At 41.7% G+C, this 26,838-nt stretch carries 19 protein-coding genes; 11 read left to right on the forward strand and 8 right to left on the reverse strand.

What is annotated here, in order from left to right; translation table 11 throughout:
* Positions 1-38 precede the first annotated feature (38 nt).
* The 3 genes from gltB (at position 39) to CWC16_RS16620 (ending at position 7,578) form a co-directional block, all read left to right on the forward strand.
* Complete coding sequence (gene gltB / locus CWC16_RS16610; protein ID WP_138542312.1) at positions 39-4,496, forward strand: glutamate synthase large subunit; 4,458 nt, start codon at positions 39-41, stop codon at positions 4,494-4,496.
* Positions 4,497-4,505: 9 nt separating this feature from the next.
* On the forward strand, positions 4,506-5,921 hold the full coding sequence (locus tag CWC16_RS16615) for a glutamate synthase small subunit GltD family protein (protein ID WP_055015228.1): 1,416 nt from the start codon (positions 4,506-4,508) through the stop codon (positions 5,919-5,921).
* A gap of 637 nt (positions 5,922-6,558) precedes the next feature.
* Positions 6,559-7,578: a GGDEF domain-containing protein gene (locus CWC16_RS16620; RefSeq protein ID WP_249929296.1), complete on the forward strand. Its 1,020-nt coding sequence runs from the start codon at positions 6,559-6,561 to the stop codon at positions 7,576-7,578.
* Positions 7,579-7,590: 12 nt separating this feature from the next.
* Here CWC16_RS16620 and CWC16_RS16625 read toward each other — a convergent pair whose 3' ends face one another.
* The 4 genes from CWC16_RS16625 to nadK form a co-directional block, all read right to left on the reverse strand.
* The gene (locus CWC16_RS16625) at positions 7,591-7,902 is read right to left on the reverse strand and encodes a hypothetical protein (RefSeq protein WP_138542313.1); all 312 of its coding nucleotides are present in this window, start codon (positions 7,900-7,902) and stop codon (positions 7,591-7,593) included.
* Positions 7,903-7,939: 37 nt separating this feature from the next.
* Positions 7,940-9,613 (reverse strand): DNA repair protein RecN, encoded by a 1,674-nt coding sequence (recN, locus tag CWC16_RS16630; RefSeq protein ID WP_055015225.1) that lies wholly within the window; start codon positions 9,611-9,613, stop codon positions 7,940-7,942.
* A 75-nt stretch (positions 9,614-9,688) separates the two neighbouring features.
* Positions 9,689-10,255, reverse strand: coding sequence for a hypothetical protein (locus CWC16_RS16635; protein WP_138542314.1), 567 nt, complete (start codon positions 10,253-10,255; stop codon positions 9,689-9,691).
* Positions 10,256-10,330: 75 nt separating this feature from the next.
* Positions 10,331-11,215 (reverse strand): NAD(+) kinase, encoded by an 885-nt coding sequence (gene nadK, locus CWC16_RS16640; RefSeq protein WP_055015249.1) that lies wholly within the window; start codon positions 11,213-11,215, stop codon positions 10,331-10,333.
* Between the two features lie 280 nt (positions 11,216-11,495).
* On the opposite strand from nadK, the gene CWC16_RS16645 reads away from it, so the two are divergent.
* Complete coding sequence (locus CWC16_RS16645) at positions 11,496-12,461, forward strand: HrcA family transcriptional regulator (RefSeq protein WP_055015223.1); 966 nt, start codon at positions 11,496-11,498, stop codon at positions 12,459-12,461.
* A gap of 58 nt (positions 12,462-12,519) precedes the next feature.
* The gene (gene grpE / locus CWC16_RS16650) at positions 12,520-13,134 is read left to right on the forward strand and encodes a nucleotide exchange factor GrpE (RefSeq protein ID WP_138542315.1); all 615 of its coding nucleotides are present in this window, start codon (positions 12,520-12,522) and stop codon (positions 13,132-13,134) included.
* A 28-nt stretch (positions 13,135-13,162) separates the two neighbouring features.
* Here the strand turns inward: grpE and CWC16_RS16655 are convergent, their stop codons facing one another.
* The gene (locus tag CWC16_RS16655) at positions 13,163-14,365 is read right to left on the reverse strand and encodes a Bcr/CflA family multidrug efflux MFS transporter (protein WP_138542316.1); all 1,203 of its coding nucleotides are present in this window, start codon (positions 14,363-14,365) and stop codon (positions 13,163-13,165) included.
* 195 nt (positions 14,366-14,560) lie between these two features.
* On the opposite strand from CWC16_RS16655, the gene CWC16_RS16660 reads away from it, so the two are divergent.
* Positions 14,561-15,358, forward strand: coding sequence for a M48 family metallopeptidase (locus CWC16_RS16660; RefSeq protein WP_138542317.1), 798 nt, complete (start codon positions 14,561-14,563; stop codon positions 15,356-15,358).
* 220 nt (positions 15,359-15,578) lie between these two features.
* On the opposite strand, the gene CWC16_RS16670 is transcribed toward CWC16_RS16660, so the two are convergent.
* The 3 genes from CWC16_RS16670 to CWC16_RS16680 form a co-directional block, all read right to left on the reverse strand.
* Positions 15,579-16,604 carry an alpha/beta fold hydrolase gene (locus CWC16_RS16670; protein WP_055019805.1) on the reverse strand — a complete coding sequence of 342 codons (1,026 nt, stop codon included), beginning with the start codon at positions 16,602-16,604 and terminating at the stop codon, positions 15,579-15,581.
* A gap of 153 nt (positions 16,605-16,757) precedes the next feature.
* Positions 16,758-17,546, reverse strand: a complete 789-nt coding sequence (locus CWC16_RS16675; RefSeq protein WP_138542318.1) for a nucleoside-binding protein — start codon at positions 17,544-17,546, stop codon at positions 16,758-16,760.
* A 134-nt stretch (positions 17,547-17,680) separates the two neighbouring features.
* Positions 17,681-18,994 (reverse strand): Na+/H+ antiporter NhaC family protein, encoded by a 1,314-nt coding sequence (locus CWC16_RS16680; RefSeq protein ID WP_004588096.1) that lies wholly within the window; start codon positions 18,992-18,994, stop codon positions 17,681-17,683.
* A gap of 339 nt (positions 18,995-19,333) precedes the next feature.
* On the opposite strand from CWC16_RS16680, the gene dapB reads away from it, so the two are divergent.
* The 5 genes from dapB to CWC16_RS16705 all read left to right on the forward strand — a co-directional run bounded on the left by dapB (position 19,334) and on the right by CWC16_RS16705 (position 26,803).
* Positions 19,334-20,131: a 4-hydroxy-tetrahydrodipicolinate reductase gene (dapB, locus tag CWC16_RS16685; protein ID WP_138542319.1), complete on the forward strand. Its 798-nt coding sequence runs from the start codon at positions 19,334-19,336 to the stop codon at positions 20,129-20,131.
* A gap of 364 nt (positions 20,132-20,495) precedes the next feature.
* Positions 20,496-21,632, forward strand: coding sequence for a glutamine-hydrolyzing carbamoyl-phosphate synthase small subunit (carA, locus tag CWC16_RS16690; protein WP_004588094.1), 1,137 nt, complete (start codon positions 20,496-20,498; stop codon positions 21,630-21,632).
* A gap of 16 nt (positions 21,633-21,648) precedes the next feature.
* A complete protein-coding gene (gene carB / locus CWC16_RS16695; RefSeq protein WP_055015214.1) occupies positions 21,649-24,867 on the forward strand; it encodes a carbamoyl-phosphate synthase large subunit in 3,219 nt (1,072 codons plus the stop codon).
* Positions 24,868-24,913: 46 nt separating this feature from the next.
* The gene (gene greA / locus CWC16_RS16700) at positions 24,914-25,390 is read left to right on the forward strand and encodes a transcription elongation factor GreA (protein WP_055015248.1); all 477 of its coding nucleotides are present in this window, start codon (positions 24,914-24,916) and stop codon (positions 25,388-25,390) included.
* A gap of 354 nt (positions 25,391-25,744) precedes the next feature.
* Positions 25,745-26,803, forward strand: a complete 1,059-nt coding sequence (locus CWC16_RS16705) for a S66 family peptidase (protein WP_055015209.1) — start codon at positions 25,745-25,747, stop codon at positions 26,801-26,803.
* The last annotated feature ends 35 nt before the right edge of the window (positions 26,804-26,838 follow it).

Genomic DNA, 26,838 nt, shown 5'->3' on the forward strand with positions numbered 1-26,838 from the left:
GTTCATTCACGTTAACAGTGCAGCAAGGGGAGGGGTCTATGTTATACGACTCAAAATTAGAAAAAGATAATTGTGGCTTTGGCTTAATAGCCCAAGTAAATGGTCAAGCTAGTCATCGGCTTATTCGTACAGCTATTACTGGACTTGATCGCATGCAACACCGCGGTGGTATATCTGCCGATGGTAAAACAGGCGACGGCTGTGGTTTATTACTGCAAAAACCTGATAGTTTTTTTCGTGCCATTGCTAACGAGCATAACTGGCACTTAGGTAAAAATTACGCCGTAGGCATGGTTTTCTTAAATTCAGATCCCGTTTTAGCACAAGCTGCAAAACAGGTTTTATGTGAAGAATTAGAACAAGAAACACTTAAAATACTTGGTTGGCGTGAAGTGCCTACTGACCCTTCAATGCTAGGTCCTATTGCTACTCAGCAGTTGCCTGGTTTTGAACAAATTTTCGTTAGTGCGCCTGAAGGTTGGCGCTCTAAAGATTTAGAACGCCGCTTATATGTAGCACGTCGCCGCGCAGAAAAGCGTTTAGCAGAGGATGAGTCATTTTACATTGCTAGTTTATCTGGGTTAGTAACAATCTATAAAGGCCTTATGATGCCTGCTGATTTGCCTAACTTTTATTTAGATTTAGCCGACATTCGTATGACTAGCGCTATTTGTGTTTTCCATCAGCGTTTTTCTACTAACACACAGCCGCGTTGGCCTTTAGCGCAACCATTTAGGTATTTAGCACACAATGGTGAAATTAATACCATTGAAGGCAACCGCCAATGGGCCCGTGCACGTTCGTATAAGTTTTCTTCGCCACTTATTCCTGATTTACAAAGCGCAGCACCGTTTGTAAACGAAACTGGCTCTGACTCATCAAGCCTAGACAATATGCTGGAGCTGTTTTTAGCGGGTGGCATGGATTTATTCCGTGCTATGCGTATGCTTGTGCCACCTGCATGGCAGAAAAATCGTGCTATGGATGATGACTTACGTGCATTTTACGACTTTAACTCTATGCACATGGAACCATGGGACGGCCCAGCAGGTATTGTAATGTCTGATGGTCGCTTTGCAGCATGTAACCTTGACCGTAATGGCCTTCGCCCAGCGCGCTATGTTATTACACAAGACGGCTTTATCACACTTGCCTCTGAAGTAGGTATTTGGGATTACACTGCCGATGAAGTAGTTGAAAAAGGCCGTGTTGGACCAGGTGAATTATTAGTAATTGATACTAAGCTTGGCAAAATTTGGCACTCAGACGAAATCGATCAAGATTTAAAATCACGCCACCCTTATAAGTCATGGCTTGAAGAAAACGTTAAGCGTTTAACACCATTTGAAGAACTTACTGAGCAAGACGCGGGTAATCGCTCGTTTGATGACGAAACGCTTGCTAAGTACCAAAAAATGTTTGGCTACACGAATGAAGAGCTCGATAGTGTTATTCGTGTAATGGGTGAAAACGGCCAAGAAGCGACAGGCTCAATGGGCGATGACACGCCATTTGCTGTGCTAAGCGAAGGGCATCGTTCACTGTATGATTACTTCCGCCAAAAGTTTGCGCAAGTAACTAATCCGCCAATCGATCCGCTGCGTGAAAACCACGTAATGTCATTGGCAACGTGTATTGGTAGTGAGCAAAACGTATTTAATGAAACCACAGGCCATGCTAAGCGCCTACAGTTTGATACGCCAATTTTAATGTATGCTGATATGCAGCAGCTACTAAATGCCGATGACGAGCATTACAGCTACTGTAAAATTGATATTACATACACTGCAGAGGAAGGTTTAGAAAAAGCGGTTGCACGTATTTGCGACGCTGCACAGGAAAAAGCAGCTGCCGGCTGTGTAATGCTTATTTTATCTGACCGTAACTTTAGCGAAATCCAATTACCAATTCCTGCTGCAATGGCGGTAGGTGCTGTACAAAAGCGCCTTGTAGATAACAACTTACGTTGTGAGTCGAACATTATTATTGAAACGGGCAGCGTACGCGATGCACACCAATTTGCTGTATTACTTGGTTTTGGTGCAACCGCAATATACCCATACCTTGCATACGAGTCACTGGTCGCGATGAGCGACAGTAAAGTGATTGAAAAATCGTACTGCGAAGTGACGCTTTCGTACCGAAAAGCTATTAATAAAGGCCTTTACAAAATTATGTCTAAAATGGGCATAAGTACGATTGCATCGTACCGTTGTTCAATGCTTTTTGAAGCCGTTGGTTTATCAGATGCCATGATAGAGATGTGTTTTAAAGGTGTTGCAAGCCGTATTAAAGGCGCCTGTTTTAGCGATTTTGATAGTGATCAGCAAAAGCTACATAAACTTGCTTTTAGTAAGCGTAAGCTACTAAGCCATGGCGGCTTATTAAAATACGTGCACGGTGGTGAGTACCATGCTTACAACCCAGATGTTATTCAAACGCTGCAAAAAGCGGTACGCTCTGGAGATTACAAAGACTACGGCGCTTACGCTGATTTAGTTAATAACCGTCCTATTGCAACGCTACGCGATATGTTAGCGCTTAAATTACCTGAAAAAGGCATTAGCGTTGACGATGTAGAACCTGCCGAAAACCTATATAAGCGTTTTGATTCAGCAGCAATGAGTATTGGCGCACTTTCGCCTGAGGCGCATGAAGCGCTTGCCATTGCAATGAACCGCTTAGGCGGGTGTTCAAATTCTGGTGAAGGTGGCGAAGACAAACTCCGTTACAACACCGAGAAAAACTCACGAATCAAACAAGTTGCCTCGGGTCGTTTTGGTGTAACGCCGCACTACCTTCGTAATGCTGATGTAATTCAAATTAAAGTGGCGCAGGGTGCTAAACCAGGCGAAGGCGGACAATTACCAGGCGAAAAAGTAACGCCGTATATTGCAAAGCTTCGTTATTCAGTGCCGGGTGTAACATTAATTTCACCACCACCGCACCACGATATTTATTCTATTGAAGATTTAGCTCAGCTAATATTCGATTTAAAACAAGTAAACCCAGAAGCGATGATATCGGTGAAGTTAGTGTCAGAGCCGGGTGTAGGCACAATTGCCACAGGTGTAGCCAAAGCGTACGCCGACTTAATTACTATCTCAGGATACGATGGTGGCACAGGCGCAAGCCCGCTTACGTCTGTAAAGTATGCAGGTAGCCCTTGGGAGCTTGGCCTGGCAGAAACTCAGCAAGCACTTGTTGAAAACGGCCTTCGTCACCGGATTCGCTTGCAAACAGATGGTGGTTTAAAAACAGGTTTAGATATCATTAAAGCCGCTATTTTAGGTGCAGAGAGCTTTGGCTTTGGTACGGGCCCAATGGTGGCGCTAGGTTGTAAATACTTACGTATTTGTCATTTAAACAACTGTGCGACCGGTGTTGCAACGCAGGATGAAACACTTCGTCAAAAGCATTACCACGGCTTACCAGAAATGGCGATGAACTACTTTCAGTTTATAGCGCAAGAAGCACGCGAGATCATGGCAAGCTTAGGTGTTGCTAATCTAACTGACTTAATTGGCCGTTTAGATTTACTTGAAGCAATTGAAGGTAAAACAGCGAAGCAAAAGAAAATAGATTTATCGTCTGTGATTGCTCAGCCAAATAACCCAACGGGCGAAACCTTATTTTGTAGTGCGCCAAATAGCTCTCATTATTTAGGTGAACTAAACGAAACGTTACTAGGTAAAGCACAACAAGCAATTGATACTTCTTCGGGTATTTCGCTTGTGAGCCGCATATGTAATACAGACCGTTCAGTTGGCGCAATGCTGTCGGGTTACATCGCCTCAAAGCATGGCAACCAAGGTATGGCTGCAGATCCAGTATCGATTGAGCTACATGGTACTGCAGGGCAATCATTTGGTGTTTGGAATGCTGGTGGCCTTGAAATGACCCTTATTGGCGATGCAAACGACTACGTGGGTAAAGGCATGGCTGGTGGTAAGCTTGTTATTCGCCCACCGCTGGGGTCGTCGTTTGAAAGCCATAAAGCGACTATTGTGGGCAACACATGTTTGTACGGTGCTACGGGCGGTAAATTATTTGCTGCAGGCTGTGCAGGCGAGCGTTTTGCTGTTCGTAACTCAGGTGTACAAGCGGTAGTAGAAGGCGTAGGCGACAATGGGTGTGAATACATGACCGGCGGTGTTGTTTGTGTGCTTGGAAATGTTGGGGTTAACTTTGGCGCGGGTATGACAGGTGGTTTTGCTTATATTTTAGATGAGCGAAACGACTTTGAAAAACGCATCAACCCAGAGCTAGTTGAAGTAGTAACACTTGATGATTTAAGTTCGCACCAAGAGCATTTACGCGGCTTAATTGCCGAGCATTTAGAGCTTACAGGTTCATGTCGAGCAGAAACCATTTTAGCTAATTTTGAACTGTATTTACCTATGTTCAAACTAGTTAAACCAAAATCAAGTGATGTAAAAAGTTTACTCGGGCACCGCGCTCGTAGTAGCGCAGAACTTCGTGTTCAAGCGCAATAAGGGGGCAGTATGAGCGAAAATGTATATCAATTTATAGACGTGCAGCGCGTAGATCCGCGCAAAAAACCAATCTCGTCGCGTAAAAAATCTTTCGTGGAAATTTACGAACCCTTTTCTGAGAACCAGGTAAATTCACAAGCTGACCGTTGTTTAGATTGTGGTAACCCTTACTGTGAATGGAAATGCCCAGTGCATAACTACATTCCACAGTGGTTAAAATTAATTAGAACAGGCCGTATTTTAGAAGCGGCTGAGCTTTCTCATCGTACAAACAGTTTGCCAGAGGTATGTGGACGTGTTTGCCCACAAGACAGACTGTGTGAAGGATCATGTACGCTTGATGAAGAGTTTGGTGCAGTAACCATTGGTAACATTGAAAAGTATATTACCGATACGGCATTTAAAATGGGCTGGAAACCAGACATGTCATACGTGACATGGACGGATAAAAAAGTGGCGATTATTGGTGCGGGCCCGGCTGGTTTAGGGTGCGCAGATATTTTAGTGCGTAACGGTGTAAAACCAGTGGTTTTTGACCGTCACCCAGAAATTGGTGGATTACTGACTTTTGGTATTCCTTCTTTCAAACTTGAAAAAGAAGTAATGCAAAAGCGCCGTGAAATTTTCACCGAAATGGGTGTTGAATTTAAGCTAAACGTTGAAGTGGGTGTAGATATCACTATGGACGAAATTTTAGCTGACTACGACGCGGTATTTTTAGGTGTAGGTACATATCAGAGTATGCGCGCTGGTCTTGAAAACGAAGACGCACCAGGCGTACACGATGCACTACCATTTTTAATTGGTAACACAAATCGCGTTATGGGTTACGATGAAAAAAACCAAGCGTGTATTGATATGGCCAATCAAAAGGTTGTGGTACTTGGCGGTGGTGATACCGCGATGGACTGTGTGCGAACTTCTATTCGCCAAAATGCAGCTAAAGTAACGTGTGCTTATCGTCGTGATGAAGAAAATATGCCAGGCTCTAAACGTGAAGTTAAAAACGCTAAAGAAGAAGGTGTAAACTTTACTTTTAATGTACAGCCAACGGGCATTGTACTTGATGATAATGGCCATGTTGCCGGCGTTAAAATGGTTAAAACTCAACTTGGTGAGCCTGATGAAAACGGCCGTAGCCGAGCAGAAGTAGTACCGGGCTCAGAGCACGTACTTGAGGCAGACCAGGTTATTATGGCGTTTGGCTTTAAACCACACAAACTGGACTGGTTAGAAAAGTATGATGTAGAAATTAACCACTGGGGCGGCATTAACGCACCAGAGCAAGGTGAATTTACTCATCAAACAACGAATCCAAAAATATTTGCAGGTGGCGATATAGTGAGAGGCTCTGATTTAGTTGTAACAGCTATTTTTGAAGGCCGTAACGCTGCTGAAGGTATTATGGATTATTTAGAGGTTTAATTACCGCGTTACGTTTTTAAATGTAATAAAGGCAAGTTAACGGGCTTAATGCCGATCAACTAAGGCATATTTAATGATCCATTGACCGAGCTACTGGTTAATATATAAAGGCTTCTGAATTGATTCAGAAGCCTTTTCTTTTGCAACTCACTTCCGCAATTTCTCTGCCAATGGGCATGCATTAAACACAGAATTACTAAGGTAACCCAGTGATTTCCTTTGTCCTGTGTTTATTAAGCAATGTGCAGAACTTGTAGGTGAAGCAACGATAAGACGTAAAAGATTACCTGCCGAGATGGCAGTATAAACCGTCATTTGTATGTCACTTTATCGCGAAGACCCACGCAGGAATATTGTCAGTAAATTAAGTTTAGCATTGCCCAGTAAAACAAGAGCGAGCTTATCCAAGGTATGTGCTACCTAAACCCCGTAAGTGCCCCAATAAAAACGCCAGATAGCTCTTAACTGATAGGCTCGCTTCTTTAAGTGAAAAAGTATTAAAAAATTGCCATTAACCAACAATTAACGAGTAAATCTTGCTTAAAGTGCTATTTCAGTACAAACTTGCAGCTAACTTCTTTTTTGAATCCTCGGATAATGAGTTTTTAAAGCTCACTTGCAATTAAAAAATAATAATATGAATGCATACTCAGACAACAGAGAAAGAAAGCTAATTGTACGCTTTTTTTCGACTATCGGATTTATAGCTACCTTCGCTATGGCGTGTAATGCATTGTCTAATACTGATGTAATACTTGGTACTATGCTGTTAGTTTCTGCGGGGTTTTATGCGTGGGCTTTTAGCCTTTACCGTGCAGTCGAAAAATCAGCGACGACCATTTTATATAATCTTTACTGTTTAATGCTCTATTTAGTGATCACGGGCGGAGCTGAAGGAACCGGCCCCATTTGGATATTTATTGTATCACCGGTGACTTATTCAATCAGAGGCCTTAAAAAAGGAACTGTTGATATCATAGCTTTTTTATTTGCAGTGATCGCCGGATTTATCATCACAGATAGTTTTAATATTTACGATTACCAACCTGAAGCACTGCCGCTGAGGGTAGTTATCTCCTTTATTATAGTGGCCTTATTAAGCGGTTTTTACGAGCGCTCACGCGAAAAATACAATGAAAAAATAGTTGCGCTAAGTATCAAAAATGAACGCCTCGCCACAATAGATCATTTAACTGATTTACCAAACAGACGTTTCATGATGAAAGAGCTGGCGCAGCTTAAACATCTTCATAAAAAAACTAAACAGCCTTATGTAATTTTGTTAGCTGATGTTGATAATTTCAAAAAAATTAATGACAACTACGGCCACGACTTTGGTGATGAAGCGTTAACTCAACTTGCCAATATTTTAAAAAAGAGTTTGCCAAAGCAAGCTATAGCTTCGCGTTGGGGCGGTGAAGAGTTTTTAATTGCATTACATAACAGCGACAAAGAGCAGGGGCAGAGTATTGCAGAAAAAATTCATGCAGAATTACAAAAAAAACCAGTGCGTATGAATGGAAACTCGGTGGTATTAACCATAAGTATAGGGCTTGCGCAAAGCCAGTTAGCTACAACTATAGCCCAAGACATAAAACTGGCCGACGAGTTGTTATACAAAGCAAAAGAGCAAGGTAAAAATAGAACGTGCTCTTAGCACCTATATTAGTCAGTCCATAGAAAAGCTATCAAGGCTTGGGCGGCTTTTACTTTTTCGCCGCTGCACACTTAAATAGCATATTGCACTGCACAGTATTTGTGCTAGTAAAAGTAACCATTGGTGATTTGCCACAATGTTGCCAATAATAAACCACTGCCATACACTCACAGTTACTTGATAAACCAATATAATTTTTAAAAAGCTAAAAAGCTTTTGTTTAAATTCTGCGTGCTTAAATTTACTAAACCCAATAAGCAAAAAGCTAAAAACTACAAGTAGCCACCCAGTAACATGGCAAAAATTTATCAGCATGTTTTGCATTTAAAACGTCTCTCTACTGTTGTAGCAAAAGTATAATTTAGGCGTGTGCCATAATAAGCTCTTTTGCATTTGCCTTAGCGGTTTTACTTATATTGTCGCCACCAAGCAAGCGCGCAATTTCGTTAATGCGTCCGTCTTTATTTAGGCTGAGCATTTGGGTAAAAGTCTCGCCTTGTGCAATTTCTTTTGCTACAAAAAACTGCTGGTGCGCACTGCTTGCAACCTGCGGTAGATGAGTTACACAAATAACCTGTGTTGATTTTCCTAGTTGGCGTAGTAACTTCCCTACAGAGGAAGCGGTAGGGCCTGATATTCCAACGTCAACTTCGTCAAAAATAAGCGTTGGCGTTGTCACTTTTTGTGCAATAATCACCTGTATAGCTAAGCTTATACGCGACAACTCACCACCCGAGGCTACTTTAGCTAAAGGCTGCAATGGCTGCCCAGGATTAGTAGAAACCAAAAATGAAACACTATCAAAACCTAGCGCGTTGGGTTGGCGTTCAACTTCTTGGTTAAGCTGAATTTCAAAGACCCCATTTTCCATCGACAGGTTAGCCATGCTGTCACTAATTAGTTGGTTTAAGGTATTAGCATATTTTTGACGGCTTTCGCTTAATTGTTCGCCGGCTTTTTGGTATGCACTGAGCGCATTACTTATTTCATCGTCTAATTGTGCCAAACGTGAGCTATTGTTGCTAATTGACTCCAGCTCTTGTGTTAAACCTTGATGAAACTCAACCAGCTCTTGTGGCTTTATGTGATGCTTACGGGCTAAGTCCATTGCGCCACTTAAGCGGGTTTCCACCTCTGTTAATCGGGTGGGGTCTAGGTCGGCTTGCTCTGCATAGTTTCTTACTTCTCTGCTTGCTTCTTCTACTTGAACTGCGGCTTCATCTAATAATGCAGCCACACCAGCTAAACTTTCATCATAATTTGCAAGCTCGGCAAATTGCTGTGCGCTGTGTTGAAGCATAGAGCAGGCATTTTGTTCATCACTTTCGTATAGGTGCTGCAGTTCGCGCTGACACGCTTCTAAAATAGTTTGGCTATTACTTAGTTTGTAGTGTTCGGCTTCTATTTTTTCAAACTCGCCGTCTTGTAAGGCAAATTCGTCTAATTCGGCAACTTGGTATTCGAGTAATTGTTTTTGCGCAGCTTGCTGTAGCTGCTGTTGCTCAAGCTGTTTAAATTCTTTTTGTAGGTTTGCATAGAGCTTATAGCTTTGACTAACCGCTTTTACAAGCTGGTTATGGCCTGCATAGGCGTCAAGCAGCTGCAGCTGGTGTTCAGCTTTTAAAAGGTGCTGATGAGCATGTTGCCCGTGAATAGAAATTAAGTATTGTCCCAGTTCTTTAAGTTGAGCGGCTGTAACAGCGCTGCCATTGATATAGCTTTTACTTCGACCATTTTTACATACAACACGTCTAAGTAGGCACTCGTTGTCGTTACTGGTGAGCATGTGTTGTTCTAAAAATGCTTTGGCAAGAGGGAGAGCAGTTAAATCAAATTGTGCACACACTTCGGCTTTATCTGTACCTGGGCGAACAGCCGACGCTTCAGCGCGTTCGCCAAGGCACAGTGAAAGAGCATCAATGGCAATAGATTTACCCGCGCCGGTTTCACCCGTGATCGCCGTCATGCCGTTATGCCACTCAGTGCTTAAATTACTTACAATTGCAAAATTTTTAATTTCTAAACCAATTAACATACTGTTCATCCATCCAGTGAATTAACTGTTAATTTATACAGTGTTTAGGTTTTTTGCAAATTAATTTTTTACTTTTTAAGCAACACTGGCATTTTGAGAAAGCTGTTCATCAGTATTCGCACTTTCATCAGAAGGGCCTTCTTCAGCATTTTCAAGGGGTTCGCTAGGATTTACAGGTGTGTCAGTTTTAATTTGTAGAATCAATGAAGGTAAAATTTCTTGATAAAACGCTTTATTAAAAAGTATACCTTGCTGCGGTAACTCACTCACAAAGTACTGTATATTGTCTTGCAGAGCTTGGGTGTTTTCATTTAGCACTGCTTTTTGAAACTCAATCGAAAGCGTACTTACTAAACTGTCGTTAATATCTTCTAAATGCTGTAGGTTTTCCTCTGTATGAGGTTGAACCACAAAAAAGTTACTCACAATTGCCTGAATTTGCGCTACATATTTAGGTCTTATTATTTTGGCTTCTAATAAATTGTTAAGCTTAGTTTTAAGACGAGTGTTTACGTGGGTAACACGTTCGTTAAATTGTTTCTTTTTGATTTCTAGGGCTTTTTTTCTATTGTTTTCAACCCTAATGTAAGCGCCAAGCAAAGTGATAAGTAATAACAAAGCAAAGATAACAACATAAGTCATTGCTAGATATTCCTAGTTTGATTAATTTTTATTTGTTCTGTATTTTGCGCTAAAGCACTACACATGGCAATAAAATTAGTATAAACGGCTGCCCCAATTAAGTTTAGTACGTAAAACGTTGTAGTAAGAGTAGTTTTTTGGGTGAATTAAGCGCAGTTTTCTATCTGCTTTTTTAATTACGACTTCATCGCCGGGTAAAACGGCAAGCACGACATGGCTGTCGCAACTGACTTGTAAACTGTCGGTGTTATCAAGGCTTAACTTTAAACGTACCTCATTATCTGCATCAACAACTAATGGCCTGCTCGATAATGTATGCGGAAACATAGGTACGAGTGAAATAGCATTAAGCTCAGGCGTTAAAATGGGACCACCACCCGATAAAGAATAAGCTGTAGAGCCTGTCGGGGTTGATACAATTAAACCATCAGAGCGTTGAGAAAACACAAAGTCATTATTGATAAAAGCCTCAAACTCAATCATGTGGGCTACTTTATCGGCATGCAGCACCGCTTCGTTGACGGCTGAATTGGCGCTTTTAAGTTCATTATGACGGTATACTTCTACTTCGAGTAAAAAACGTTTCTCTTCTAAATAGTCGCCACTTAATACTTGCTCAAGGCTGCCTTCAAAGCCTTCGGGGTTTAAATCGGTTAAAAAGCCCAAATTACCCCTGTTAACCCCAATTACAGCGACATCAAAGCGTGCCAACACACGTGCAGCACCAAGCATATTGCCATCACCCCCTACAACAATAGCAAGGTCAGCTTGTTCGCCTAAGCTAACAAGGTCAACTTGATGCGTATCAGGCACATCAGATAATTGCCCGCCGGTGCGCTTTTCTACAATCACTGTAAAGCCAAGAGCCGATAAAAAAGTATGTAAACGTTGTAACGTAGCCGCAGCTTTAGGGTGGTTTGGCTTACCTATAAGGCCAATAATTTTAAACGGTGAGTGCATAATGGCTGCAATAATAGTAATAATATTTTTGTAGAGTAACTCAAAACACAAATGTTTGAAAACATAGATTTAGCTATATGATAATGATTCAATTAAGGCTTTATATTACAAAGCTGCTAAGTAATAGTTATTAGCTTAATATATTAAATTCCACTTTAACTTTGGTATTTACTGTTTAAAAATAGTGCTTGCAGCGTTTTATTGGAATACCTGCAATAGCATATTCACTTAAAGCGTGCTTTAGGCTTGAATTTGTTTTAACTGCCCCGATATCTCTTTCATGCAACAAGATGTAGATAACATGAATATAAACCCTCGAGATCAACAAATTTTTTCAGCAGTGATGAGCCTTTATTGTAATGGTGAAGGATTGCCCGTTCCATCAACAAAAATAGCGAAGCAAAAAGGCATGGCGGTATGCTCTGCCACTGTACGAAATGCTATGGCGCGACTTGAAAAAGTAGGCTTGTTATATTCCCCCCATACATCAGCAGGGCGTGTGCCAACAAACCAAGGGTTTGATTATTGGTTTGATGAGTTTTTTCCGTTAGCTGATATTGCAAATTATTGGCAACCAGAGCAAACACAGTTAGTTGAGCTTGCGCATGGGCTGAGCCAAAAGTATCAAGTATGTTGCTGCGTTGGCCTACCTCAGGCAAGTTCACAACAAGTATTTAGAGTAGAAGTGCTGGAGTTCGATTCTAACAATTGGTTGGTATTACTCATAGACAGGGCAGGGCAAAGCCACAATATTTGCATCAACAAACCTGATGACTCATCAGACGCAGTGCGCTATCAATTTGCTACTTGGCTAAACACGGTTTTCAGCCAACAAACTTTAATGGAGGGTTTGTACCGCATGCAAGCCATGGCAAACACCGCACCGCGTAACTGCCATGACTCACTCACACAGTGGACACGCCAACTTAGTCAAAAGTTAGGGTCTGATAACAGCATTGTCGTCGGCGAAAACTATTTATATAAAAAAATCGACTGCGAACAAAGCTTAAATATTGGCGTTTCATTTTTAAATTTTGTCGAAGATAAACTCGCATTTAAAAATGGTGTATCAGTATTAAACACTGAAAACTTACCGTTTACTGACTGCAATGAGCTGATTGTAATTAGTGTTCCGTATTTTCAGGAGCAAGAATATCAAAGCCGTTTTTGCGTAATTTGTCCTAAATCGGCGCAAATTGAACAATTAATCCAAGAATTTAAATTATTAGAGCCATCTAACTCTTGAATCTTTTTATTCAATCCCCATAATTACCGCAGTTGTAAAGAATTGGAGCACGTATTTTATGTCTGAGCAGACACAAAACCCAGAGCAAGAAGTAGAACTAAACGAAGAAGTAGCTCAAATGGAAGCTGATGTTGAGGCTGCAGTAGAAGCCGCAGAGCAGCATGAGGCAGACCAAGAGCAAAGCCCTGAAGCTGAGATTGCAATGTTATATGCAGAGCTTGAAGCTGCAAAACAAACAATTGCAGATCAAAAAGACAGTGTTGTACGCGCCGCCGCTGATGTAGATAATATTCGTCGTCGTGCCGCACAAGACGTAGAAAAAGCACATAAATTTGCACTGGAAAAGTTTGCTAACGAATTACTACCGGTAATCGATAACCTAGAGCGCGCTATTGAGTTTTCTGATAAAGAAAACGAAACCTTAAAGCCAGTGCTTGAAGGTATTGATATGACAGTTAAAAGCTTCAACGATGCAGTTGCAAAGTTTGGCGTTGAAATTGTTAACCCACAAGGTGAGCAGTTTAATCCAGAATTCCATCAGGCTATGTCTATCCAGCCGAGTAACGATGTATCACCAAATACAGTACTTGCAGTAATGCAAAAAGGCTATACTTTAAATGGACGTTTATTGCGCCCAGCTATGGTTATGGTATCTAAAGAAGCCGACGCTTAATTAGTTACTGCTTGTTATAAAAAATGCCTCATGATGAGGCATTTTTTTTGTCTATTTTATAGTGGATTAATTGCACAAGTATAGTCAGTAGCACAGCGCTAAACATTAAGCTCGAAAACGGCACAGCGCTTTTAGCATGCATAACTGCCAGAAGAGGACCTACAAGTGCGCCACTGCCAAAGCGCAGCGTACCGATGACAGCTGTAGCGGTGCCGGTGTTTTTTTCAAACTTCATTAATATCAACGAATCAGCATTACTCGCTGTTACCCCCAAGCTCATCATTAATGGCGCAATAGCCGCTACAATATAATATAAAGAAAGGTGTAACAAACTAAATGTTAGCAGTGCCAGTCCTGAGCAAAAACCACATACAAGTCCAATGTAGAGCATTTTACGAGAGCCGATTTTTGGCACTATTCGGGTATTTAAAAAGTTACCAAACATTAGAGCCATGACATTAAAGGCAAATAAAATCCCGAATAATTGCTCGGAGACATCATATAAATCAAGGTATACAAAAGGCACTGAGGTTAAAAAACAAAAAAAGCCAAACGAGACAAACATCGAGCTTAAAATATCTGCACGGGCATCTTTATTACTCAGCACAGTTTTATAACTGTCAAAAAACAAGGCTAGGCCTTTTTTTTCATTTTTATGAATGGGGATATCTATTAAATATACTTGAACAAGCGCTAATATTAAAAAGCTATATCCAGCAAGCACTAAGAATATAGTAGACCATACCGAAAACCCTAAAATAAATGACCCAACAGAGGGAGCAACTAAGGGGGCTACCATCATAATCATAGAAACATACGACATGCCTTTAGCGGTGTTTTTTTGATAAATATGCCTAATTATGCCAGGCACAACCACCGTGGCCGCCGCCCCGGTGAATGCTTGAACGGCTCTAAGCACCCAAAAAGTGTGTATTTCACTGGTAAAGGCCAACGCAAATGAACTTGCACCAAATAAGGTTAAGCCAATACGGGCTAGTTTTCGCCGTCCGAGTTGATCGGCAACAGGGCCAAAAAATAGCATACCTAACGAGTAGCCAGCCAAATAAATACTTAGCGAAATTTGTACGTTTGGCATACTGGTTTGTAAATCGTTCGCTATAACCAACATGGCCGGTAAATACATATCAATAGCTAATGGCGTTATAGCCACAATACTGGCTAACAAAGGTAACAATATTCGGGTATTAAAAGACGAGGCCGAGGCGTCCATGTAATCACTCAACATTCTTTAAAAACAGGGCCTACAGTGTAACAGGGCAAAGCAAGGGTATAAACTGAGTTTAACTAGTAAGTTAATTTATTTACATACAATAAAAAGCGAAGCAATAAAGGAGCAAAGATTCTAAACTGGCACTGTGTTTGCTATTCTACAGCTAATAAAAAATAAAGACTTGAAGGAACCACCATGAAAAAACTAGCCCTTGCCTTACTCGCAACTGCAGTTTTAGCAGGCTGTAAAACATCGCCTACGGGGCGTACGCAAATAGCACTGTATTCAGACCAACAAATGAGTGAAATGGGCTCGGCCAGTTTTGCTCAAATGAAAGAATCGCAGCCAATTAATAAAGATGCAAAAACCAATGCGTATGTAAATTGTATTGCTGATAAGGTCGTGGCTGTTTTACCACAAGAATATGCTTCTCAAAACTGGGAAGTTGTTGTATTTGAAGATGAGTCGGCCAATGCCTTTGCACTACCTGGGGGCTATATTGGTGTACATACGGGCTTATTAAAAATAGCCACCAATCAAGATCAGCTTGCAACAGTACTCGGGCACGAAGTGGGCCACGTTATAGCAGAGCATTCAAATGAGCGCGTATCACAAAGCTCAATATTAGATACAGGTATGCAATTAGGAAGCGCTGCACTTGAGATGGGTAACGTGCAATACCGTAACGAAATTATGCAAGGTCTTGGACTCGGCGCACAGTATGGCGTAGTTTTACCGTTTAGCCGCTCGCACGAATCAGAGGCCGATACAATTGGCCTAGATTTAATGGCGCAGGCGGGCTTTAATCCACAAGAGTCGGTAACGCTTTGGCAAAATATGAGCGCAGCGGGCAGTGGTAGCACACCAGAGTTTTTATCAACTCACCCAGCACCGAGCAATCGTATTAAAAATTTACAATCACAAATGAGCGAAGCGCTTAGCGAGCAAAGTACGGCTAAATCGCAGGGTAAAAACCCGCAATGCACGCTGTAAATTAGTTTTTATATAAAAGCCCTGTAAGCAGTTTACTTACAGGGCTTTATTTTATTAAGTATCAAGCTATTACTCATACCAATCCGCGTAAGTAAGTGATCTATTTTGGGGATGGATAAACGTGTTGATAGCAAGGCAAAAAATTCGCTATTTAGTTGTTCTAAATGAGAATTTTTTAACGCAGATAGCGACACGTTTAGCCCCGTAAAATGATTAGATATTATTGCGGATTGGTATTACTTAGTGCTTGTTTAAACACTGCTTTAAAGCGCTCAAAATCTTCTACTTGTGGTAAGTGCCCTAAATTATCAAGTTCAAACAATTGTGCATTAGGAATAAGCGCAGCAGCGTGTTTTCCTAATTTGTCGTAACGCCCCAGCTCGTAATCAATTCCGTCTTTTTTCCAGTTTCGGCCAGGCCCCGTTCTGTCGCGTGTGCCAATAATTAATTTAACTGGCACGGATAGGTCTTTAAATTCAGTGATCACAGGTTGGGTAAAAATCATATCGTAGGTTTTTGCGTTAACCCAGGCAATTTGCTCTTTATCTGGGCCTTGTATCTGTCCTGTTATAAAGTCAGTAAGGGCAGAGTAGGTGGCATTCCACTTTCCATCGTAATAATTTTTTTGCTGGTACTTTTTAACACCCTCGGGGGTTTTGTTAAGCTCATTTTTATAAAAGAAGTTGGTGTCTTTGTATTTTACATAGTGTAGATAGTTTTCAAGCCCTATTGGGTTAAGCAAAATCAGTTTAGAGGTTGTATCTGGGTACATTAATGCAAAGCGGCTCGCTAGCATCCCGCCCATAGAGTGGCCAACAACAATCGACTTCTGTAAATTTAGCGAGTCCATTAATGCGCGTGTATGATGAGCTAGCGCCGCAAACGAATATTGATAGTTAGTCGGCTTAGAGGATTTACCAAAGCCAATTTGATCAGGGATCAACACGCCAAAGCCAAGCGATTGTAAGTAACGTGCTGTGGGGCTCCAGTAGTCGGCATTAAAGTTTTTACCGTGCATTAGCGTAACGGTAGGCATATTTTTTTTAGTTGGCTTTAAATGAATATATGCCATTTTTAGGGAATGTTTTTGTGACTCAATATTATAGTAATTTACTTTAAAGTCGTACTGGTAATTAGTTAAAAGGGCATCATAAGCGAGGGAGTGAGAGTGTTCTGTACTACTGGCAAACGTATTATTCGTTAATGCTAACAATGTAGAAAAACATATAACTTTAAATGGCGACATTTTGTTACTCCTTTAAAAGAAGAGCCATAAGCTCAAAAGAAGTAAGACAATAACCAAGTATTACAGGCTGTTCAATTAAATAGTGTTCAAGGCATAAAAAAACGGAGCGCTTTAAAGGACTCCGTTAATGTATTTTAAACTTTAAGAGACTACTTAAAATGTCCACTCAACATGTATTTGTGGTACTGACTCAGTGACCTCGGTCCCTAGCTTGTTGTGCCAATATTGTAATTCCATACCCAGTAACAGCGTGTTTTCTTTCATTTCTAGGGCGTGGCCCATATCCCACACTAAAATAGGCTGTGCAAGTATCCACGCTTCTACGTCGTTACCAAATTCATCTTCGCGCTCTGCGATGTATTCAGCGTGTCCTTTAAAGCTAAATTTTTGCGAGCCTAGGGTAAACGGGTATTCAAAGGCAACATCAAACATCCAGCTATTAGTTTCAATAGGAGCGCCGCCTTTTGCTACGCCTTCACTGTCGTCAATATAGGCAGTCACAAGTGTTTGAAAAAAGTTGAACCCGGGTACATCCCAGCTTAATTTAACACCCGGCAAGTACTTCATCATTTTAGCATCGCCTGCAACGTTAATTCCGCCAGTTAGGCCTACATCTAATAATGCACCTGCGCCAATTTTTTCACCGCTGATAGCCGATAAGCTTAGCGTTGAATACCATTCGCCGTAAAAGTCATTATCTTGGTAGCCGTCGGTTGTATCGTCTTTGCTGTAATCAATAAAGAAAAAGTTATCACCGTAATCATAGCCCGATGCATGCTGCAGCGAGTAAACAGTCGTATCTGATTCTTGCTTGGTAAATGGGTTTTTTTGATCGCCATTATTAACATGTAATGCGGTACTGCTCCAGTCAGCAGCAAGGGCAGAAGATGATAAAGCGATTGACGTAAGGGTAACGAGGGGGAGTAATTTTTTAAATTTCATAATCTGTATTTAACTATAATTTTAGTGACACGCGAAAGCGCGCATTATAGCACAAGGTCTTGATTTGTAGATTATTATTTTAACATATGTTGCAGCTTACTTATTAAGCTGCAACATCGGGTTTTGCACAAAGTTTAGGCTTTATTACGGCGCAAACAAATAACGGCAATGGCAGTAAAAGCTAAAATAAAGCAGTAGTAAGATGAGGTTGATACTTCCCACGGGCTAATTTTAAACGTAGCACCTAACAGTAATGCTTGAGCACCATAGGGTAGTGAGCCTTGCGTAACACATGCAAAAATATCGAGCAAGCTTGCAGAGCGTTTACCACTTATTTCACCATCATCAGCAAGCTTTTTAGCAATAGGGCCAGCAACAATAATGGATACCGTGTTATTGGCTATACACACATTGCTGGTTAATACCAAGGCTGCTATACCAAGCTGATCAGCTACTTTGCGGTGCCACTTGGCAATCACTTTTGTAATGGCTTGAATTTTTTGTGCCAGAAAATCAAGGCCGCCGTTAATACGAATAAATTCAGATAAGCCACCAATGAACATAGAAAGTAAAAATATTTCCTGCATATCGGTAAAGCCTTTGTAAATATCTTTTACAAAGCTTGCACCTTCGTAGCTGCCGGTAAAGCCCATTAGCGCAGCAAATACAATACCGCTAAATAGCACCACAAACACGTTCATACCGGCTACAGCCAATACTAAAATAAAGGCATAGGGCAGCACTAATAATAAATCAAAATCTTTTGTTTCTACTGCTTGTGGCGCAGGGGTTAAATAAAGCAGCAAAGCAATGGTTAATACTGCGGCAGGAACCGCTATTTTTAAGTTTTCTTTAAACTTGTCTTTCATTTCACAGCCCTGCGTACGTGTTGCAGCAATGGTTGTGTCTGAAATAATAGAAAGGTTATCACCAAACATTGCGCCCGATACTATCGTACCGGCCATTAGCGCAGGGTCGATACCAGTTTTAACCGATACCGCATAAGCAATTGGCCCGATAGCGCCAATGGTACCCATAGATGTACCCATTGCGGTAGAGACAACCGCTGCAATTAAAAATAGACCAGGCAATAACAGCGACGGGGGTATAAGTGACAAGCCAGCATTTACCACTGCATCTACGCCACCGGTTGCACTTGCAACGGCCGAAAACGCACCGGCAAGTAAATAAATTAAACACATGGTAATAATGTTGTTGTGTCCTGCACCTTTAATAAAGGTTTCAACACATTGGTTTACAGTGCCTTTGTTTAAAATAAAGGCAAGCATAATAGCGGGTAAAATTGCAACCGGGGCAGGGAGCTGATAAAAAGCGTAATCGACCCCTTGAGATTGTAAATATAAACCTGAGCCTAAAAAAAGGGCTACAAAAGTAAGAAGGGGAAGCAAAGACAATATTGCTTTGTTTTTATTAAATGTTGGCTGCATAAGTATTCCTCATAACCAGTTAGTATAACCACAGCCAAAACTCCTCTTTTAGCTGAATTTAGTAGATCACGCTTTAGTAAAAAGGTGATGACCACAGCGCCCGCAAGCCAAAGACCAAATCGACGCGAAAGAGAAGTTTAAATGTATAGATGGCTAAAGTAAACTGGTATTGTTATTATTATTTAATTAAAGGCTTACCTGACTATTGCACGACTTTTAGATAATATCTACCGGTGTGCGATTATATGCGACTAATAATTGTTCAATGCAAGTGTAGGTCGGCAAATTAGTCAGGGTACGCAACAACAGATCCAACTAAATCAGATTAAGGCAATAACAATGAATCGAATAGGTGTTTTTGGTGCTAACGGCAGAATGGGCTTAGCCTTATTAGAAGCTGCGACAATTAAAGAGCAAACACAACTTGGTGGTGCGTATGTTCGCAGCAACTCATCGTTATTGGGTATTAATGTAAATCAAGTAAACAGTGCAGCCGACAAAACCATTTGTTTTAGCGACGAGAATAAGGTTGTTGATGTTGATGTACTTATCGACTTTACGTTACCAGCAGGTATGCGCAATCACTTAAAAACAGCGCTCGATAAAAAACTGCCTATGGTTATAGGTACCACAGGTTTAACGAGCGAAGACATGGCATTATTAGGAAATGCTGCTAAACATATTCCTATTGTGTTTGCGCGTAACTACAGCGTTGGCGTTAATGTGCTACTCAACCTAGTGCAAACTGCGGCCACTAAATTTGGTGATGACTTAGATATAGAAGTTTTTGAAGCGCATCATCGTCATAAAATAGATGCACCATCGGGCACGGCATTGGCCATTGGTGAATCTATTGCACAGGCTAAAGGGTGGGATCACGATGAAGTAGCAGTATACGACCGCAGCCAAGTAGAAACCGCAAAATCGCAAAATGAAATTGGCTATTCGGTCTTAAGAGGCGGGGACATAGTAGGTGAACACACTGCCTATTTCGCAACTATGGGCGAAAGGCTTGAATTAACCCACAAAGCAAGCTCGCGAATGACCTTTGCGTTAGGTGCTATAAGGGCTGCGCAGTGGTTACAAAACAAACCGGCAGGACTTTATGATATGCAAGATGTGCTAGATCTGAAGTAGTTTAGTTACTTTTTTAGCTGTTTGGGTCTATTTTTGCCTAAAGCGACTTATTTTTAGTGTTTATCTAAATAACGTTAGACCTAAATAGCATCTTCATGTAGAATGCAGCCAATTTGCCAAAAATTACTAAATGCGTGTTTCCAATTATACCCAAGTGGCTAGTAAAACCAGGGGTTTCAGTGGGAATGAAAAGAGTTTTAGGCAAGAAAAATGATTGAAGGTTTAGCGTTTTATATCGGCATCATTTAAGACTGCGTAAAACAATTTAAGCTCACAAAAAAATCTGGTTCTGACGATCCCTCTGGGTATTGGCGGGGTGTTAAGCATTTGCTTACTCCCGTTTTTTACTGTTAGGAGGTTTAACTTGACTAAATCCGCTCTGTTAGTCCTAGAAGACGGCACAGTGTTTCGCGGTACTGCAATCGGCGCTGACGGCATGTCAGTCGGTGAAGTAGTATTCAATACGTCTATGACTGGTTATCAAGAAATTTTGACTGATCCATCATACGCGGAACAAATCGTAACTTTGACGTACCCACATATCGGCAATACGGGTACCAACAGCGAAGACGAAGAAGCGAATCAAATTTGGGCTAAAGGCCTAGTGATCCGTGATTTGCCACTGCTAGCAAGTAACTTTCGTAACGAGCAATCGTTAGATGATTACTTAAAACAACGTAATATTTTAGGTATTGCGGACATCGACACCAGAAAGCTTACCCGTATTTTGCGCGACAAAGGCGCACAAAACGGCTGTATTATTGCCGGTGACGAGTTAGACGAAAACAAAGCGTTACAAGCCGCGCAAACCTTCCCAGGTTTAAAAGGTATGGATTTAGCAAAAGTTGTCTCAACCAAGGAAAATTTTGAGTGGCGCGAATCAAGCTGGACATTAGGCCAAGGATTTAAAACCCTTAGCAGCGATGATGAAAAGTTTCATGTAGTAGCCTACGACTTCGGTGTTAAACGTAATATTTTACGTATGCTAGTTGATCGCGGTTGTAAATTAACCGTTGTACCAGCGCAAACCTCAGCCGCCGATGTACTTGCTTTAAACCCAGATGGTATCTTCTTATCTAATGGCCCAGGCGACCCAGAACCCTGTACTTACGCTATTGATGCGATTAAAACCTTTTTAGAAACCGACACACCAATCTTTGGTATTTGTTTAGGGCATCAATTATTAGCATTGGCCTCAGGTGCTAAAACAGTAAAAATGAAATTTGGCCACCACGGTGGTAACCACCCAGTAAAAGACTTAGACCGCGATGTAGTAATGATCACCGCACAAAACCACGGTTTTGCTGCCGATGAAGACACACTACCAAGTAACTTACGTGCCACGCACAAATCGTTATTTGATGGAACACTACAAGGTATTCATCGTACTGATAAACCAGCGTTTAGCTTCCAAGGTCACCCAGAAGCAAGCCCAGGCCCGCACGATGCAGCCCCATTATTTGACCACTTCATCGACCTGATGCAAGCGCGTAATAACTAATTTAACTGGAGTAATAATGCCAAAACGTACCGATTTAAAAAGCATTCTTATCTTAGGCGCAGGCCCAATTGTAATTGGTCAAGCTTGTGAATTTGATTACTCTGGTGCTCAAGCGTGTAAAGCACTTAGAGAAGAAGGCTTTAGAGTTATATTAGTTAACTCAAACCCAGCGACTATCATGACCGACCCTGAAATGGCCGATGCAACGTACATCGAACCTATTCATTGGGAAGTCGTAGAAAAAATTATTGAAAAAGAAAAGCCAGATGCAGTCCTACCAACGATGGGTGGTCAAACGGCACTAAACTGTGCACTTGATTTAGATAAGCACGGCGTACTGGCTAAACATGGCGTTGAGCTAATAGGCGCAACTGCTGATGCAATCGACAAAGCAGAGAACCGTGAACGCTTTGACGTAGCCATGAGAAATATTGGCCTTGAATGCCCGCGTGCAGAAATTGCTCACTCTATGGATGAAGCACACGACACGCTAACCCGAATTGGTTTTCCGTGTATTATTCGTCCTTCTTTCACTATGGGTGGCACCGGGGGCGGTGTGGCTTACAACATGGAAGAATTTAACGAAATCTGTGAGCGCGGCTTAGATTTATCACCAACAAGTGAGTTGCTGATTGATGAATCACTGATTGGCTGGAAAGAATATGAAATGGAAGTTGTTCGTGACAAAAAAGACAACTGTATCATTGTATGTTCTATCGAAAACTTTGACCCAATGGGTGTACACACAGGTGATTCAATCACCGTGGCACCAGCACAAACCTTAACCGACAAAGAGTACCAATTAATGCGTAATGCCTCTATGGCAGTACTGCGTGAAATTGGTGTAGAAACCGGTGGTTCAAACGTACAGTTTGGTGTAAATCCAGTTGACGGGCGTATGGTTATCATTGAGATGAATCCACGTGTATCTCGCTCATCTGCTCTTGCATCAAAAGCAACGGGTTTTCCTATTGCAAAAATCGCTGCTAAATTAGCGATTGGCTACACGTTAGATGAACTTCAAAACGACATTACAGGTGGCAAAACACCCGCGTCATTTGAGCCTTCAATCGACTACGTAGTAACAAAAATTCCTCGCTTTAACTTTGAAAAATTTGCCGGCGCGAACGACCGCTTAACAACGCAAATGAAATCAGTGGGCGAAGTAATGGCGATTGGTCGTAACCAGCAAGAATCGTTACACAAAGCATTACGTGGTCTTGAAGTTGGCGCAACGGGCTTTAACCCAATTGTGGCACTTGATGATCCGAAAGCCCGCGAAAAAATCATCCGTGAACTACGCGAGCCAGGCGCTGAGCGTATTTGGTACATTGCCGATGCAATGCGCCACGGTATGAGCGTAGAAGAAGTTTTTGAACTAACCAAAGTTGACCCTTGGTACTTAGTACAAATAGAAGACATTTTAAAAGACGAAGCAAAGATTGCTGAAGGTGGCATGGCCGGCTTAAATGCAGAGTTTTTACGTAAACTTAAGCGTAAAGGCTTCGCCGACCCACGTATTGCTGAAATTGCTGGTGTATCTGAAGCCGAAATTCGTAAAAAGCGTCATCAATTAAACATTGTCCCTGTGTACAAGCGTGTTGATACGTGTGCTGCCGAATTTAGCTCAGATACCGCTTACATGTACTCATCGTACGATGAAGAGTGTGAAGCGAACCCGTCAGACAAAGACAAAATCATGGTAATTGGTGGCGGTCCTAACCGCATCGGCCAAGGTATTGAGTTTGACTATTGTTGTGTACACGCAGCCCTTGCGCTACGTGAAGACGGCTATGAAACCATCATGGTTAACTGTAACCCTGAAACGGTTTCTACCGATTACGATACCTCTGACCGTTTATTCTTTGAGCCAATTACACTTGAAGACGTGTTAGAGATTGTACGTGTTGAAAAACCAAAAGGTGTGATCGTTCAGTACGGTGGCCAAACACCACTTAAACTAGCACGTGAACTGGAAGCGAATGGTGTGCCAGTAATTGGTACTTCACCCGATGCGATTGACCGCGCAGAAGACCGTGAGCGTTTCCAACAGTTAGTAGAGCGTCTTGATTTACTACAACCAGAAAACGCAACGGTTACATCAACGGAAGAAGCATTACTTAAATCAGTTGAAATTGGCTTCCCATTGGTTGTACGTCCATCGTACGTACTGGGTGGCCGTGCAATGGAAATTGTATACGATGAGCAAGACTTACGTCGATACATGACCGAAGCAGTACAAGCGTCAAATGAAGCGCCAGTACTACTTGATCACTTTTTAGATAACGCGATTGAAGTGGACGTGGATGCAATTTGTGACGGCGAGCAAGTCATTATCGGCGGCATAATGGAGCACATTGAGCAAGCAGGTGTTCACTCGGGTGACTCAGCGTGTTCATTACCTGCACACTCTTTATCACAAGAAGTGCAAGATGTTATGCGCAAACAAGTAACAGATATGGCACTTGAGCTTGGCGTAGTGGGCTTAATGAATACACAATTTGCTGTAAAAGATGGCAAAGTGTACTTAATTGAAGTGAATCCACGTGCGGCGCGTACTGTACCGTTTGTATCAAAAGCGACCGGTATTGCACTTGCAAAAGTAGCAGCGCGTTGTATGGCGGGTCAGTCTTTAGCAAGCCAAGGCATTACTAAAGAAGTAATTCCACCGTATTACAGCGTTAAAGAAGTGGTTTTACCATTTGCTAAGTTCCAAGGTGTGGATCCTATCCGTGGCCCAGAGATGCGCTCTACAGGTGAAGTAATGGGTGTTGGCGATACTTTCGCCGAAGCGTTCGCAAAAGCACAATTAGGTGCAAGCAACACTTTACCACGCGGTGGTCGCGCGTTACTATCTGTACGTAACAGCGATAAGTCTCGTGTTGTAGAACTTGCTAAAACCATGATAGACCTAGGTTTTGAAATTGATGCAACAGGTGGCACAGCAGAGGCTTTAAAAGAGGCTGGTATTGAAGTACGCCGTGTAAACAAAGTATATGAAGGCCGCCCGCATATTCTTGATAACATCAAGAATAAAGAGTACAGCTATATCGTAAATACCACCGAAGGTCGCCAAGCGATCGAAGATTCGAAGGTGTTGCGTCGTGGTGCATTGCAAAACAAAACCAACTACACGACAACCTTGAACGCGGCATTTGCTAACTGTACTGCTAACCAAGCGGACGACCGTAGTAAAGTGACGTCAGTTCAAGAGCTACACCAGCGATTGAACTAAGGAAATGTACCAAGGCCATTAGGCCTTGGTGTTAAGTGAGAAAAGTATGCAATCAATTCCGATGACAGTTCGTGGCGCAGAGTTACTGCGCGAAGAGCTTAACGAATTAAAAACAGTTACCCGCCCTAAAATCGTAAATGACATTGCGGTGGCGCGTGAACATGGTGACTTAAAAGAAAACGCTGAATATCACGCTGCGCGTGAGCAACAGGGTTTTTGTGAAGGCCGTATTCAAGAAATTGAAGCTAAGCTTTCAAATGTGCAAATTATTGACGTAACTAAAATGCCTAATACCGGTAAAGTTATTTTTGGTACGACTGTCACTATCGTAAATGTAGAGACAGATGCTGAAGTAACCTACCGTATTGTGGGTGATGACGAAGCGGATATTAAAAATAATTTAATCTCTGTGAATTCACCAATTGCGCGCGGATTAATTGGTAAACAAACAGATGATGCTGTTACCATTAAAACGCCTAAAGGCGACGTTGAGTACGAAATCATTGACGTTGAGTATATTTAATATTTAGCTCACAGTAATGTGCAAGCAAAAACCGATGCAATTGCATCGGTTTTTTTATGCCTAAAAACTAGCTAATGCCAACTTATCCTCATAAACCCCATATATAACACCACCCCTCAAAATAGACAGCTGAGTTAAACGGATTGGCATAATTGGATTGCTAAAAAAGCGTGTGCCATTACCCGTTAAAAAAATTTATAAATAAAATGGTGGCTGCATTAATGCTAAACACACTCTACGCTTATTCATATTGCATAAAGAGTGTGCGTGTTGATATAGGTACATTCATATAGGTAATGTGTAAATGCATAACGGCTTTTACACAGTGGAATCACTTTATTAAAAGGAACACTCATGGCTAATATACTTTATCCAGCACCTTTAAAAGTAGGCTCTAAAATTGCTATTTGCTCGCTTTCGTCGGGCTTAAAAGAAAAATACCATGCACGACTAGATAGAGTGATAGACGGTTTGAAGAACCGTGGTTACGAGGTAGTAGAAGGGGAGTTTTTACGCCAAAATAAACCCCGCGATGAATTAGATGCAAAAGCCCATGCCAAGCAATTGATGGGCTTTTTGCTAGACGATGACGTTGCCGCCATTATGCCACCAATGGGTGGAGAGCTTGCAATGGAAATTTTACCACTACTTGATTTTAACGCCATTAAAGAGGCTAAGCCTAAATGGCTGGTGGGGTTTTCTGATGTGAGTACAATTGCCTGTGCACTTACGGCTAAGTGCCAATGGGCAACACTTCATAGTGCCAACTTAATGCAGCTTCATCCAGATGAAACAAATCCCTTTAGCTTACAAATTTTTGAAACCATTACCTACGAATCGGGTAGTAAATTTGAGCAAGGACCCTCTGCTTATTATCAAAAAAATAAACCTAATTACGCACAAAACCCCGATGAGCTGTTAGCACCAAGCGAGCCTACTCAGTGGCAGTGCTTAAATTATACCGATGAGCGCACAATAGAGATGTCTGGGCGCTTATTTGGCGGCTGCCTTGATACGGTAGGATTATTACTTGATTCACCTTTTTTAGCATTGCACGACTTTAAAAAACACAGTGCGAACGAGGGCCTTATTTTATACCTAGAAAACTCAGAGCTTACTCCTACCACCGTGGCACGCTTTTTACTGTCGCTCAAACTTGCCGGTGTATTTGATGATATTAACGGCCTTATTTTAGGGCGCAGTGAAATAACACAAAGTCATCACGATGCCTTTGATTACCGCCATGCGCTAGATGTGGCATTGGGTGGGTGCTTGTTTCCGGTAATAATAGATGCTGATATTGGCCATGTGCAACCAAATTTAAACTTAGTTAATGGCGCAAAATGCTCACTCACGGCCGATATAAATCAAGGTAAAGTGCTCAATGCCTCACTGAACACTGAGCTTATTTAACGTTTATTTTTGAATAACATGGTCATACACGCGTA

Source organism: Pseudoalteromonas sp. S3776, assembly GCF_005886915.1.
Lineage (GTDB): Bacteria > Pseudomonadota > Gammaproteobacteria > Enterobacterales > Alteromonadaceae > Pseudoalteromonas.

Bases quoted from the DNA above. Each gene is read 5' to 3' on its own strand.
- CWC16_RS16705 (WP_055015209.1), top strand. From the start codon at position 25,745: ATGGCTAATATACTTTATCCAGCACCTTTAAAAGTAGGCTCTAAAATT.
- dapB (WP_138542319.1), top strand. From the start codon at position 19,334: ATGAATCGAATAGGTGTTTTTGGTGCTAACGGCAGAATGGGCTTAGCC.
- CWC16_RS16670 (WP_055019805.1), bottom strand. From the start codon at position 16,604: ATGTCGCCATTTAAAGTTATATGTTTTTCTACATTGTTAGCATTAACG.
- gltB (WP_138542312.1), top strand. From the start codon at position 39: ATGTTATACGACTCAAAATTAGAAAAAGATAATTGTGGCTTTGGCTTA.
- CWC16_RS16675 (WP_138542318.1), bottom strand. From the start codon at position 17,546: ATGAAATTTAAAAAATTACTCCCCCTCGTTACCCTTACGTCAATCGCT.
- greA (WP_055015248.1), top strand. From the start codon at position 24,914: ATGCAATCAATTCCGATGACAGTTCGTGGCGCAGAGTTACTGCGCGAA.
- CWC16_RS16660 (WP_138542317.1), top strand. From the start codon at position 14,561: ATGAAAAAACTAGCCCTTGCCTTACTCGCAACTGCAGTTTTAGCAGGC.
- CWC16_RS16645 (WP_055015223.1), top strand. From the start codon at position 11,496: ATGCAACAAGATGTAGATAACATGAATATAAACCCTCGAGATCAACAA.
- CWC16_RS16680 (WP_004588096.1), bottom strand. From the start codon at position 18,994: ATGCAGCCAACATTTAATAAAAACAAAGCAATATTGTCTTTGCTTCCC.
- CWC16_RS16615 (WP_055015228.1), top strand. From the start codon at position 4,506: ATGAGCGAAAATGTATATCAATTTATAGACGTGCAGCGCGTAGATCCG.
- CWC16_RS16655 (WP_138542316.1), bottom strand. From the start codon at position 14,365: ATGGACGCCTCGGCCTCGTCTTTTAATACCCGAATATTGTTACCTTTG.
- CWC16_RS16635 (WP_138542314.1), bottom strand. From the start codon at position 10,255: ATGACTTATGTTGTTATCTTTGCTTTGTTATTACTTATCACTTTGCTT.
- CWC16_RS16625 (WP_138542313.1), bottom strand. From the start codon at position 7,902: ATGCAAAACATGCTGATAAATTTTTGCCATGTTACTGGGTGGCTACTT.
- nadK (WP_055015249.1), bottom strand. From the start codon at position 11,215: ATGCACTCACCGTTTAAAATTATTGGCCTTATAGGTAAGCCAAACCAC.
- CWC16_RS16620 (WP_249929296.1), top strand. From the start codon at position 6,559: ATGAATGCATACTCAGACAACAGAGAAAGAAAGCTAATTGTACGCTTT.
- carB (WP_055015214.1), top strand. From the start codon at position 21,649: ATGCCAAAACGTACCGATTTAAAAAGCATTCTTATCTTAGGCGCAGGC.
- recN (WP_055015225.1), bottom strand. From the start codon at position 9,613: ATGTTAATTGGTTTAGAAATTAAAAATTTTGCAATTGTAAGTAATTTA.
- grpE (WP_138542315.1), top strand. From the start codon at position 12,520: ATGTCTGAGCAGACACAAAACCCAGAGCAAGAAGTAGAACTAAACGAA.